We start from the raw sequence: 13,230 nt of genomic DNA, 5'->3' as shown, positions 1-13,230 counted from the left end.
ACAACACCGAAGCCGCCAAGCACGCCGTCCTCCTCGCCGTCGCCAGCCTCAAGGACGCCCTCACCACCAACTAACCACCCCGCGGCCCCACACCCACCACCGCCGTGCTCGGAAGAGGCGTTCCCACCCGTCCACGGACCGGAGCGCCACGCACCGTGCTGGCGTGCACAACGCCGGTCGTCTCGTGCGCAACGCGCCCGCCGTTCCCGCGCACGAGATGCCCCCGCGCGCTGCTCATCCACCCCCACCAGGTCGCGCATCCACAGGAGTTGGAGAGACTTCATGCTTGCACCGCTTCATTCCCGCCCGGCCGAGGACGAGGCCGGATTCCGGCCTTCCCGTCGCAATCTGCTGCGCACCGCCGCCGTCGCCGGCCTGGCGACCGCCGTGCCGACGGTCCTCGGTACGGACCTGGCGGCCGCTGACACCGGCGCCGTCGGCCCGCTGCAACTGCCCAAGGCGACCTCCAGGATCACTCCGCTGAACCTGCACGTTCCCGAGGCCCTGCTGAAGGACCTGCGCGAGCGTCTGGCCCACGTCCGTCTGCCGGAGCGGGAGACCGTCACCGACAACTCCCAGGGCGTCCAGCTCGACAAGCTGACCAGCCTGCTCCACTACTGGCGCACCCAGTACGACTGGCGCCGCTTCGAGCGGCAGATCAACGCGCTGGGCCAGTACCGCACGCAGATCGACGGCCTGGGTATCCACTTCCTGCACGTCCGTTCCCGGCACGCGAACGCAACGCCCATCATCCTCACCCACGGCTGGCCGGGCTCCTTCGTGGAGTTCGTGAAAGCGATCGGTCCGCTGACCGACCCCACGGCCCACGGCGGCACCGCCAAGGACGCCTTCCACGTGGTCGTCCCCTCCGTGCCCGGCTTCGGCTTCTCGGACCGGCCCGACGCCACCGGCTGGACCACCGCCCGCATCGCGAAGGCCTGGGCCACCCTCATGGAACGCCTCGGGTACACGCACTACATCGCGCAGGGCGGCGACTGGGGCGGCGGCATCACCACCCAGCTGGGCAAGCTGCGCCCCAAGGGTCTGCTGGGCGTCGAGCTGAACTTCCCCGAGTACACGTTCAGCCCGCCGGTGACCGACACCGTCACCCCCGCGGAGCAGACGGCACTGAACCAGATCCAGACCTTCTCCAGCCAGCTCTCGGGATACTTCTCGGAGCAGTCGACCCGTCCGCAGACCATCGGCTACGCCCTCGCCGACTCCCCGTCCGGGCAGGCCGCCTGGATCTTCGAGAAGTTCCTCGACTGGACGGACAACACCGGCCGGCCGGGCGGCGTCCTGTCGAAGGACGACATGCTGGACAACATCACGCTGTACTGGCTGACCGACACCGCGGCCTCCTCCGCCCGCCTGTACTGGCAGAACTACGGCGCCTCCGAGCTGACCAAGCTCGACCTGCCGGTCGGCCTGAGCGTGTTCCCGCACGAACTGGTCCGCAGCCCCAAGATCTGGGCCGAGCGGGCCTACAGCGACCTGGTCTACTACAACGACCAGATCCCTTACGGCGGCCACTTCGCGGCGTTCGAGCAGCCCCAGCTGTTCGCCCAGGAGATCAGGAAGTTCGCTCAGCTGGTGAAGTGAGCAGGTCTCAGTGCGGCGACGGTGGACATGATGACATGTCTACCGTCGCCGCATTCGTGGCACCCACAGCGCGGCCAAGAACAATGGCCACCTGGTTGACAGGCCATCCTTCTGAGTTCGCGTGCTGGGAACCACCGGCTCCGGCTCCGTGGTCGGCCAGGATCGGCCTGACCACGGCGCGGGGGCTGCCCCGCCGAGCCCGGCCCGCATCAGCCTTCTCGTAGGGTGTGTTCATGAATTATTCATCCCGCTGGCTCAGCCCGGTCGAGGAGCGGGCGTGGCGCGGCACACTGCGGATGCACGACCTCCTGGTGAACCAGGCAGGCCGGACCCTGCAGAGCAGGTTCGGCCTGTCCGCGACCGACTACTCCGTGCTGGCCGAGCTGACCCGCACACCCAGCGGCCGACTGCGCATCCTCGAACTCGCCAAGGTGCTCGGCTGGGAGAAGAGCAGGGTGTCTCATCACATCGCCCGCATGACCAAACGCGGCCTCACCGACCGCGAGGAATGCGCCGACGACGGCCGCGGGGCCTACGTCATCGTCACCCCCGCCGGCCGCGAAGCCATCACCAGCGCCGCACCCCAGCACGTCGAGGACGTCCGACGGCTCTTCCTCGACCACCTCTCCCCCGGCCAGATCGCCCTCCTCGCCGAAATCACCGACACCGTCATCGAAAAGATCGACACCTGACCGATGCCCTGCCCAGGGGCGTAGCCTCACGCCTTCTGCTTCCCCCCACAGCGATCCTGACCTGCCGCGTCGCTGCTTCCCGACTTGGCTGCGTCGAGCGAGAGATCGGGCCCCGTGGGCAGCATGTCGAGGAGCGGCGAGGGGACCTTGCGCGCGTGGCCGAGGTCATAGCCCAGGGCTGTCGCGGCGGCCTCGGATGTCACGCGGTACTTCTCTCCGGTGTCGGTGACCAGGTAGGTGGTCGTCCCCACGTCGGCGCCGGCACTGCCCAGAGCTCGTACGAGCCCACCGCCATTGGCGGACACGGACACGGCATCCACCTTCAGGCAGGGCGCGGCGAGCGAGCGGCGGGGAGCTGCGGCCAGCTCGGCCACGTCGTCGTCGGGCACCGTCACCAGGTCGATGCCGGTTCCCGCGTCGCCGTGCGGGGTCAACCGCACGCACAGGTCGTCGTCGTCGGCCACGCCCGTGAGCCGTGGCGGCGCGGTCGGTAGCGCGCTCCCCACCTTCGCGACGGTGGCACTCTCGCCGGCTGACGTCTTGGGTGCCAGCGCCTGGTCGACCGTGTCCGAGGAGAGCTGTACAGCTGTGGGCAACTTACCCGCGTACGCCTTCTCCCGGGTGGAAGGGGCACCCAGGGCCAGCGCCGCCTGCGTGGTGGTGAGGGGGGTGAGCCCTGAGCGCAGCAGCAGGTAGTACTGCTGGTCGGAGCCGGGCGTACGAACGGTGAAGACCTGGCCCACGCGGGTGTGGACGCCGCCCAGGTCGGGCCCCGCCTTACCCTGCCCGCTCACCTGGGGCGGGGCGAGATCGGCGCCGGCCGGTACCGAGTCGAGGAAAGCCGCGGAGACCGGCAGGGGGGTGCCGGCTCCGTAGCCGAGAGCGGTGGCGGCTGCCTGTGCGTTGGGCAGCCGGAAGCGGGTGCCGTGCGACACCAGGTACAGGTCGGAGTGTGCCTCCCGCACCAGAATGCCGTCCGTCACCGAGGCATGGGACAGCTTGGAGTCGATCACCAACGTGGTGACACCGCGCCGTTCGCCCGATTCCGTCGCCTGGGTTCCCGTGCACACCTCCCACACCCCGGACGAGGTGGTGTCGGGCAGGTCGTAGGGGGCGCCTTCGATACCGACCGGGTCACCGTGCGGGGTGCCGCGCAGCGACGCCGCGGAGACCACGTCCGTCTTCAGGCCCGCGCCGGCCAGCAGCCGCGCCGAGGTGTAGTTGCGTACGGGGGACAGCTTGTCGCCGTCGAAGAGATAGCGGTTGCCGGTCTCCTTCTCCACCACCAGGGTCTGGCCGTCGCGCCAGCCGACGGCCCCGCCGGGGCTGATGAGACCGAAGACCAGGGCGCCGACGCCGAGGACGGCCGCGAAAACAGCACCCAGCGCGACGCCCTTGTCCGTGCGGCGGGTCGGTGGTTCGGGGGCGTCGGGATCGGCGCGCAGCAGGCCGCTGGTCAGCCGGGAGACGACGAAGCGGTGGGCCTGGACCTGGTCTCGCCGGTTCTGCATGGGGGTAACTCCTCATTCACCGCTCAGCCGTTGGCCGAGCGGAGCGTCTGGTACACGTCGAGGCACCACAGGGCGGCGGGCAGCAACGCGAAGGCCGTGACGGACTGGAGGAGGTCCCCGGCCCGTCCCCAGTGCGGCAGCAGCCGGCGGCCCGGCACCGTCCACGAGGCGATGGCCAGTCCCGCCGCGGCCGACAGGAGCGCCGCCGAGACCGCCAGCCGGTTGCCCGCGTCCCGGCTCGCGGCCAGTTCGACGGCGGCCAGCAGCGGTCCCAGAAGGGCTGGTACGGCCAGCGCGAGCCGCTGCCAGGAGGTCCCCAGGCTTCGGCTGTGCAGGGCCAGGAGCAGCGCCAGCAGTGCGCACGTCACGAGCTGCGGCGGTTCGGGCCGACGGGCCAGTCCGGCCATGCACAGGGCGCAGACGGCGCCCGCACTCACGGAGAAGCCGGTCATCCAGCGGTCCGTGGCCGCGGCGCGTGCGGCGATCTCCTCACCGGGGTAGGGCTCGATGCCTTCCTGGAGCTGCTCGGGAGTGGTGGGCAGCGGAGGCAGCCGCAGTCCCGACAAGGAGAAGGACAGCCGGGGCACGAAGGACCCGAAGACGACCACGACCACCGCCACACCGCCCGCCGCGGCGGAGAACGGCACATCCAGGGCGATCATCAGTGTCCCGCCGACGACCCCGGCGACGCACAGGACGGCGGCGGCGGCGAAGACGACGGCGTAGCCGGCCACGACGGTCAGGGCCAGGGCGGCGCCGACGCCCGCCAGCGCCGACCCGGCCAGCAGCTGGGCGCCGGTCCGGGTGTGGGACGCCGGGTCGCTGCCGGGGTCACCCGCCCCCGTCAGCAGGACACCGGTCAGCCCCAGCAGAAGACAGGACGTCAGTCCCAGCAGAACGCCGCCGGGCGGATCGTCCAGGACTCGTGCCGCAGCTCCCGCGCCCGCCAGCGCCAGCAGCGCGGCGCCGGACGCCAGCGCGACCCGGGACGCCGTGTCGCCGGGCAGCAGCAGAACGACCGCGCAGGCCAGCAGCGCGGCCACCGTCATCATGCGCAGGGTCCAGCGGGCCGCCCCGGGTGTCCAGGGGTGCGGCAGCTCGCGGACCGTGGCCGACACGGCGTCGACGAGGTTGTCGAACCGGACGGCGGGCAGCGCCTCGTACGCCGGGCGCAGCAGCAGCGACTCGCCGTCGCGCAGGTCGTGCGTGTCGGGGGTGCCCTCCGGGTCCAGTGGTTCGCCGCCGATGCGCTGGAGCACCCAGCCGCCGTGCTCCAGACCTTCTTCCTCCAGCTGCTCGCCGGCCTGGCCGACGACGACGGGCAGCAGGTCCGCGAGCGGGATGTCGGACGGGAGGGTCAGATCGAGGATCTTCTCCGGCGCCCGGATCCTCACACGGCACACCCCCGCGAGAGTTCCTTCACTCATTTACGCTCACACCTCTCCGCCGGCCGATCATGTGAACGGGTGTATGCGGTGCCATTGTTGGCGACCTCGGTGATGCCCGATAGTCTCACAGGTATTGCTCCACAGGCTCCGGGGTCTCATACGTATCCCACACACCGGCTTGTGGTCTCCTGCTCCACGCAAAGGACTCTCTGTTGAGCGTCGTCTTCTTCCGCAGGCCGGCCCGGCGCCGAGAACCCGACATGCCCACCGGCGATTTGGTGCTCCAGGAGCCGCCGGTGCTGTCCGAGCAGGTGCCGGGCAGCGGCGGAAGCATGCTGACGGTTCTTCCGATGGTCATGATGTCTGGCGCCATGGTGCTGCTGTACGTGCGCCCGGGACAGGCGTCCAGCCCGATGACGTTCGTGGTGGTCGGGGTCATGGCGGTGGCGATGGTGCTGATGCTGTTCGGGCAGGTGATGCGCAGTGGTGTGGAGCGGCGGCAGAAGCTGAAGGGGGCCCGTCGGGACTATCTGCGCTACCTCGGCGGACAGCGGCGAAAGGTCAGGGCCGCGGTGTCCGACCAGCAGAGCGCACTGGCGTGGCGGCATCCGGAACCTTCGGCCCTGTGGGCGCAGGCCCGCACCACCCGGCTGTGGGAACGCCGCCCGTCCGACGCGGACTTCGCCGAGGTGCGACTCGCTGTCGGCGAGCAGCGTCTGGGCATGCGGCTGAGCACCAGTTCCACCAAGCCCGTCGAGGATCTCGACCCGTTGACCGCGCACGCTCTGCGCGCTTTCGTCAACGCCTACTCGACCATTCCGGAACAGCCCATCGCGATCTTCCTGCCGGCCTGGGCCCGCGTGCTGTTGCGCGGTGAGCGGGCGGAGCTGCTGGAGACCGTGCGGGCCGTCATCGCTCAGCTGGCGGTCGCGCACTCCCCGCAGGAGCTGACGATCGCCTTCTGTGTCTCCGCCGAGAACGCGGCGGAGTGGGACTGGGCGAAATGGCTGCCGCACGCCCACCACCGGGAGGAGACCGACGGGACGGGTCCGGTACGGCTGTTCGCCTCGGCCGCGGCGGAGCTGGAGGCCCTGCTGGGCGAGGAGTTCACCGACCGGCCGCCCTTCGAGGCCGGCGCCCGTGCCAGCCGCGACGAGCCGTACACCGTGATCGTCGTCGACGGCGGACAGGTGCCCTCCGGTCATCGGTTCGGCCGGGCGGGCGTCCACAACACCGTGGTGCTCGACGTCAGCGGCGAACTGGCCTGGCGGCCGGGCCGCACCACCCTGCGCCTGCACGCGGAGGACGGCGAGGTGCAGCTGGTGCGCACCGACCGCAGCCGCAAGGAGTCGCTGACCGCTCTGGGCCGCGCCGACCGGCTCGGCCCGGCCACCGCGCGGGCGCTGGCGGCCGTGCTGGCCCCGATGCGCACCGGCGCGACCGTGGAGGCGGCCCAGCCGTTCGCCACTGATGTGGAACTCACCACCCTGCTGGGCATCCCCGACCTGTACCGGCACGATCCGAAGACGTACTGGGAGCGGCGCGGCGCCTCCGCCGGGCAGCGGCTGCGCGTACCGATCGCGGTCGGTGGCGACGGACATCCGGTGGCGCTGGACATCAAGGAGTCGGCGGAGGGCGGCATGGGGCCGCACGGCATGCTCATCGGCGCCACCGGCTCCGGCAAGAGCGAGCTGCTGCGCACCCTGGTGCTGGCGCTGGCCCTCAGCCATTCCTCAGAGGTCCTGAACTTCGTGCTGGTGGACTTCAAGGGCGGTGCGACGTTCCTCGGCCTGGACCAGCTGCCGCACACATCGGCGGTGATCACCAACCTGGCGGAGGAGGCCGGGCTGGTCTCCCGGATGCAGGACGCCCTGCACGGTGAGCTGATACGCCGTCAGGAGCTGCTGCGCTCGGCCGGCAACTACACCTCTGCGCTGGAGTACGAGAAGGCCCGGGCTGCCGGTGCCCCGCTGGCGCCGCTGCCCAGCCTGTTCGTGGTGGTCGACGAGTTCAGCGAACTGCTTTCGGCACACCGCGAGTTCATGGAACTGTTCGTGATGATCGGCAGGTTGGGCCGCTCGCTCGGCGTGCATCTGCTGCTGGCCTCGCAGCGTCTGGACGAGGGCCGGATGCACCATCTGGAGAGTCATCTGTCGTACCGGATCGGTCTGCGTACCTTCTCGGCGATGGAGAGCCGGGGTGTGCTGGGCGTGCCGGACGCGTATGAGCTTCCCTCGCAGCCCGGCGCCGGGTTCCTCAAGAGCGGCATGGAGCCGCTGACCCGGTTCCGTGCCGCGTACGTCTCCGGCGGCTACCGCCGGCGTTCCGGCGCGCTCGCCCAGGCACGGGTCGCCAGCCAGGTGATGGCGTGGGGCACCGAGCGGGTGACCGAACGCGCCGTGACACCCAGCCCGGTGCAGGAACCTCCGGCCGGTGCGGAGAGCGAGGAGGAAGCCCCTTCGCTGCTGTCCGTCGCACTGGAACGGCTTCAGGACTCCGGGCCGCCGGCGCACCAGGTGTGGCTTCCGCCGCTGGCGCAGTCGCCGACCCTCGACCGGTTGCTTCCGCCGCTGTCGCCCGACCCCGACTACGGCCTGACCACGGCGGACTGGAGCGAGCGCGGGCAGCTGAAGGTCCCGGTGGGCGTCGTCGACCGGCCCTTCGAGCAGCGGCGCGATCTGCTGACGGTCGACCTGTCCGGCGCGGGCGGTCACGTCGGCATCGCGGGCGGCCCGCAGAGCGGAAAGTCGACGCTGGTCCGCGACCTGATCGCGGCGCTGGCGCTCACCCACACCCCGCGCGAGGTGCAGTTCTACTGCCTGGACTTCGGCGGTGGCACCCTGGCCGGGCTCTCCGGCCTGCCGCATGTCGGGTCGGTCGCGGCGCGCCTGGACACCGAGCGGGTGGGCCGCACCCTCGCCGAGATGACCTCGCTGCTGGCCCGCCGGGAGCGGATGTTCCTGGAGCACGGCATCGACTCCATGCCCACGCTGCGCCGGCGCCGGGCCGCCGGCGAGTTTCCCGAGGAGGCGCACGGTGACGTGTTCCTGGTCATCGACGGATGGTCGACGGTACGGCAGGACTTCCAGGACGACCTGCCCGTCATCAACCAGCTGGCGGCCCGTGGCCTGAACTACGGCATCCACCTGGTGACCACCGCCTCCCGCTGGGTGGAGCTGTCCGCCCCGGTCCGTGACCAGATGGGAACCAAGCTGGAGCTGCGGATGGGCGACGCCATGGACTCCATGGTCGACATCCGGCGCGCGTCCAGCGTGCCCCGCTCGCCCGGGCGCGGTCTGACCGCCGAGACGAAGCTGCACTACCTGGCGGCGCTGCCCAGGATCGACGCGATCGAGGACGCCGGTGACCTCGCCGACGGTGTCGCCGACCTGGTGTCGGCGGTCGCCGAGGCCTGGGCCGGGCCGTCCGCCCCGCCGGTGCGGATGCTTCCCACCCGGCTGGAGGCCCGTACGCTGCCGCCCGCTCCGCAGAACCAACGGCTGCGCATCCCGCTGGGTGTGGAGGAGACCGAACTGGGCACCGCCTGGCAGGACTTCTCCGAGACGCCGCACCTGGTGCTGTTCGGCGACAGCGAGTCCGGCAAGACGAACCTGCTGCGGCTGATGGCGAAATCGGTGGTGGAGACCTTCACACCCGCCGAAGCCAGAATCCTCGTCGTGGACTACCGGCGCGAGTTGGTGGAAGCCGTGCCGCAGGAGTACCGGCTCGGCCATGCCGTCTCCGTGGACCAGTTGCGGGAGCTGGTCAAGGGGGTCGGGCGGGCGCTGAAGGAGCGGGCACCGGGCGCCGACATCTCGCCGGCGCGGATGCGCCGGGCGGACTGGTGGTCGGGGCCGCGGCTCTTCGTCCTGGTCGACGACTACGACCTGGTCGCCCAGCCGATGCAGCCGCCCTTCGACCCGCTGATGGAACATCTGCCGCTCGGCTACGAGGTGGGCCTGCACATGGTCGTGGCCAGGGCCGCGGCCGGTGCCATGCGGGGCGTGAACGATCCGCTGGTACGCCGCATGCTGGAGGTCAACTCCCCCGGCCTGCTGATGTCCTGCCCGCCCTCCGAGGGCATCGTCTTCGGCAGCGTCAAACCCCGCATCCTGCCGCCCGGTCGCGGCCTGTACATCACGCGCCGCAATACGCTGCAGATCCAGACGGCCCTGGTGGACACCGGCGATGACGACGGGAACGACCCGACGGGGCTGTGAGCGCGGGGCATGGCTCGACGGCGTGGTGGGCGGGCGAGGAAGCTCGCCCGCCCACCCGTCAGGAGGCTGACGGATTCAGCATTCTGAAGACGTAGTCGCTGATGTCGTCGGGTCCCAGATCGAGGAAGCTGTCGTCCGGGTCTCGGCCCAGGGAATCCGGCCCGGGGTCGACGTCTGAGTCTGAGTCGAGGTCGAGGTCGAGGAAACTCTCGCCAGGATCGTGTGGATCACCGTCGTCGGATTCCAGATCGAGGAAGCTGTCGTCCGGCCGGCGTGCCGGGGACACCGGGCCGGGGTCGGCCTCGGGGTCGGGTCCCAGATCGAGGAAGCTGTCGTCCGGGTCCGGGCCTTCTGCGGGAGGGCGGACGGAAGGGGCTTGACCGGCGGATTTCTTGTCGAGGCCCGCGAGATGATGGTCGATCAGTTCCTCAAGGTGCTCGGCCGGCGAGAGAGCGAAGCGGCCCGCGGGGTTCTGGGCGGTGTGTCTGGCTCCCCAGACGGCGTTGTAGGAGCCGTTGGCCGCGCCCGCGACCCAGTCGCCCGACAGACCGTAGACGCTGTCCTGTGCCCCGGCCTCCGCCATGCCCGTCAGCGCGCCGAAACCGGCGTTGAAGCTCACGACGGTGCCGAATTTCGCCAGTGACCGCGCGTTGTTGGGCAGCTTGGTGAAGAACGGCTTCTTCGCGAGGTTCTTCAGTCCGGCCATGGCCGCACCGCCCACCAGCCCCATGCCGAAGCCCACGGGAGCACCGACCGCGCCGTTGACGGCGGCCACTCCCAGTTCGCGCCCGTCGAGCGAGCGCCGGTGGCCCTCGCCGAGTTCGATGATCTGGGCGAGCAGCGCCATTCCCACCATGGCGACCACGGATTCGGTCAGCCGCGTCACCATGTGGGCTACGGCCTGCCGTACGAAGGCCAGGCAGAGCACCCTCGTGGCGATGATGTCCTCGGCGGCCTTGGCCGCTCCGCCGAACATCCACATCGCCGAGTCGATGATGAGTTGGAGGAACAGCACCACCAGGGCGCCGATGATCTCGATGCGCAGCGTCTCGATCTGGAGGGCCTCCTCCTCCAGCGCCTCCGCCGCGGACTCGGCGGCCTCGATGAGGAGCGGCAGCACCGCGTCGGGTTCGTCCACGCCGTGGCCGCCGACGAGCCGGGCGATGAAGGCGTCGACCGCGTCCTCGCCCGCGCCGGACAGTGCCCTGTCCGCCAGTGATCCCACGGTCTCGACGAGCTCGACGACGGGCTTGAGGGCGTGGGCCGTCTCCCGCCAGGCCGCCGCTTCGGCCCGCAGTGCCGTCTCGTCACCGGTGGGCCACCGGTTGCCGGTGGTGATGAGCAGCAGATTCTGCAGCTCGGGGGGAACGTTGTGCGCGTCTACCACGAGGAACGCCCCCTCCTCAGATGGTGTGGGTCCGGGCCTGGGCGATCGCGCTCTCGGCGTACTTCTGGGCCCCGTGGAAGCCGGTGTCCATGCCGCGGAGGTCCTCGGCGATGTTCCGGAGCACCTGCGGAAGCCCTTGCAGGGCCTGGAAGAGGGCATCACGCGGGTCGGCGAAGACACTGCCGAACGTCTGCCCGAGGGCCGGATCGTCGCCCCAGGGAGCCGGGCCGGAGCGCCGGACCGCGTTCGCCATGCTCCGGGCGAGACCGTCGGCGGCCTCGGCCGCCTCCTCCGCTTCGGAGACCGCGCGCTCCAGCAACTCGTAGTCGACGACAAGGACGCCACCGGGCAGCCCGTCGCCGGGCATGCCGGGAACGTGCAGGTCCGGATCTGGCGCGGAGACGGGCACGTTGCGGTAGCCGTCGGGGGGCGAGGGGACCGAGACGCCCCCCTCCACCGGCGGCGGTGAACCAGGCACAACCCAACCCCTGACTGATCGCGGGCGGGTGCCGCAGGGCAGGCAAGGGCCTGACGAGCGGTCAACCACGCAGCTCACGCGCGACTTCTGTCACGCTCCGATCAGAACATCACCCCCGCGGGGCTGCCCGGCCCCGCCCATACGAACCCCTGATGGGCGGGGGCCACTCCCTGACGCGGACATAACGGCGGCGGGCCGGCCGGGCGGGGTGGTCGAGGGAACCTCGTCTCCCTCAGAGCATCACGACGGCTCCGGGCTGGCGGGCGGCTTGGGCCGGGCCGGGGAGTTGTCCGTGGCGGTGAGCGGTTCGAGGAGACGGTCGAGGTCGAGGTCCTTGAGGCCGGAGCCCGCGATGCCCAGGCCGAAGTCGGAGACCTCCGCGAAGCGGGCCGTCGCCTCCTGGGCCACCTGCTGGCGCGCCGTGGTCAGGACCTCCAGGACGCTCGCGGCGAGTTTCTGCGCCGTCATCGTCTGGTGCTTGTTGTTCAGGAAACGCAGCCCGGTCGGTTCGCCCTGCGCGCCGACCGTGACCTCCACGGCCTTGTCCTTCGAGCGTGCCGTCACCGTCAGGGCGGCCATCTCGTCACGGGCCTTGACCAGGGCCTCGTGGTGCCGGGTGAAATCGGAGAGCTCCTGCTGGAGCTGCTTGTGCAGCGCGTCGTCCATGGTGCGCCTTTCGGGTTGTCCGTGAGACGTGTGCGTCGGTCCCCGCGTCGGCTCAGCGGCCGATCGATGCCGGCAGGCCGCCGTCCTCGGTGCCCCACACGTCGTCCCCGTCCGACCATCCGGAAGGGGAACTCTGGGTGTCCGGACGGGAGTAGCCTCGCCCACCGCGCTGTGCTGCGGCGGACCGGCCGAGGATCTCCTCGGAGTCCTCTTCCTCCTCCTCGAACGGGTCTTCCTCCACCGGAGCGGTTTGTCGCGCCGCGGAAGGCATCTGGAGGAACGCGCCGTCGGACTCGCCGTCGGCGTACACCTCGCGGACGCGTTCCTGGTCCTTCCCCTGACCCTGCCCCTGGCCCTGGCCCATGCGGGACATGCTCGCCATCATCATCATGGGCGACATCAGGCCGGCCAGGCCGCTGTCGACACCGCTCCCGGCCGCCGCCTGGCCCGCCGTCCCGTTCTGTCCGCCCTGTCCGCCCGAGGAATCCGTGGCCGGCGTCCCGTCGGCGGTGGCGGACGCGGCGCTGGGACTGGGCAGTGCCTGGAACTGGCCGTCGGGACCGGTGACGGTGGAACTGCCGTCGGGGAACGTGGTGGTGGTGTTGCCGTCCGGGCCGGTGATCGCGCTGGCGCCGCTCGGGAAATGGGTGGTGAGGCTGCCGTCGGGGGCCTGGGTGGTCAGGGAACTGCCGAAGTCGTTGCCGAGGCCGCCGAGGCTGCTGCCGCTGGGGAGGGAGGTGGAGGTGTAGCCTCCGCCGCCGGACGAGGTGGGGAGCTGGGAGAGACCGCCCAGGCCGCTGCCGTTCGCGGCGCTGGTCGGGTCCGTGGTGGTCACGGTCCCGTCGGGGTTCACGGTGAAGGAGCTCCCGTCGGGCAGCGTGGTCGTCACGGCGCCGTCCGAGCCGATGCTGGTCGTGGAGCCGTCGGGATTCACCAGCGACTGGCCGGGGTCCAGATGGCTGGAGATGCTCTGCCCGCCCGCTCCCGTGGTGGTGACCGAGCCGTCCGGCTGCACCGTCGACACGCTGCCGTCGGGAAAGGTCGTCGTGACGCTGCCGTCCGGGTTCTGCACCGCGGCGGCTCCGTCGGGGGCGGTGACGTGCGTCTGCCCGTCAGGGCCGACCGTCTCGGTGACGCCGTTGGGGAACTGGGTGGTGGAGGACCCGTCGGTGCCGGTCACGGTCGTACTGCCGTCGGGATTGGTGGTGGTCGACGATCCGTCCGGGTTGGTCACCGTGGTGCTGCCGTCGGGGTTCGCCGTGAACGACGAGCCGTCCGGGAAGTGG

8 protein-coding genes and 1 pseudogene are annotated in these 13,230 nt (G+C 70.9%); 3 read left to right on the top strand and 6 right to left on the bottom strand.

Annotated elements, in window-relative coordinates; translation table 11 throughout:
- The first annotated feature begins 282 nt into the window (after positions 1–282).
- Positions 283–1,602 (top strand): epoxide hydrolase family protein, encoded by a 1,320-nt coding sequence (locus ACFVDP_RS39885; RefSeq protein ID WP_383501374.1) that lies wholly within the window; start codon positions 283–285, stop codon positions 1,600–1,602.
- Between the two features lie 296 nt (positions 1,603–1,898).
- Positions 1,899–2,294 (top strand): MarR family winged helix-turn-helix transcriptional regulator, encoded by a 396-nt coding sequence (locus ACFVDP_RS39880; protein WP_383501383.1) that lies wholly within the window; start codon positions 1,899–1,901, stop codon positions 2,292–2,294.
- 26 nt (positions 2,295–2,320) lie between these two features.
- Here the strand turns inward: ACFVDP_RS39880 and eccB are convergent, their stop codons facing one another.
- On the bottom strand, positions 2,321–3,805 hold the full coding sequence (gene eccB / locus ACFVDP_RS39875) for a type VII secretion protein EccB (RefSeq protein WP_383501372.1): 1,485 nt from the start codon (positions 3,803–3,805) through the stop codon (positions 2,321–2,323).
- A 23-nt stretch (positions 3,806–3,828) separates the two neighbouring features.
- Positions 3,829–5,232: a type VII secretion integral membrane protein EccD gene (gene eccD / locus ACFVDP_RS39870; RefSeq protein WP_383501370.1), complete on the bottom strand. Its 1,404-nt coding sequence runs from the start codon at positions 5,230–5,232 to the stop codon at positions 3,829–3,831.
- Positions 5,233–5,453: 221 nt separating this feature from the next.
- Here eccD and eccCa point away from each other — a divergent pair, with 221 nt between their 5' ends.
- Complete coding sequence (eccCa, locus tag ACFVDP_RS39865) at positions 5,454–9,413, top strand: type VII secretion protein EccCa (RefSeq protein ID WP_383501380.1); 3,960 nt, start codon at positions 5,454–5,456, stop codon at positions 9,411–9,413.
- A gap of 58 nt (positions 9,414–9,471) precedes the next feature.
- On the opposite strand, the gene ACFVDP_RS39860 is transcribed toward eccCa, so the two are convergent.
- From ACFVDP_RS39860 to ACFVDP_RS39845, 4 genes and pseudogenes are all read right to left on the bottom strand, one after another.
- Positions 9,472–10,800: a hypothetical protein gene (locus ACFVDP_RS39860; RefSeq protein WP_383501367.1), complete on the bottom strand. Its 1,329-nt coding sequence runs from the start codon at positions 10,798–10,800 to the stop codon at positions 9,472–9,474.
- Positions 10,801–10,816: 16 nt separating this feature from the next.
- Positions 10,817–11,278 carry a hypothetical protein gene (locus tag ACFVDP_RS39855; RefSeq protein WP_383501364.1) on the bottom strand — a complete coding sequence of 154 codons (462 nt, stop codon included), beginning with the start codon at positions 11,276–11,278 and terminating at the stop codon, positions 10,817–10,819.
- A gap of 240 nt (positions 11,279–11,518) precedes the next feature.
- On the bottom strand, positions 11,519–11,944 hold the full coding sequence (locus ACFVDP_RS39850; protein WP_383501361.1) for a YbaB/EbfC family nucleoid-associated protein: 426 nt from the start codon (positions 11,942–11,944) through the stop codon (positions 11,519–11,521).
- A gap of 52 nt (positions 11,945–11,996) precedes the next feature.
- Positions 11,997–13,230, bottom strand: a pseudogene (locus ACFVDP_RS39845) (hypothetical protein); the annotation flags it as partial.

It is taken from the genome of Streptomyces sp. NPDC057694 (assembly GCF_042799415.1).
Classification (GTDB): domain Bacteria; phylum Actinomycetota; class Actinomycetes; order Streptomycetales; family Streptomycetaceae; genus Streptomyces.
The sequence above is the reverse complement of the archived record's forward strand: the minus strand, read 5'-3'. Positions and strand labels throughout refer to the sequence as shown.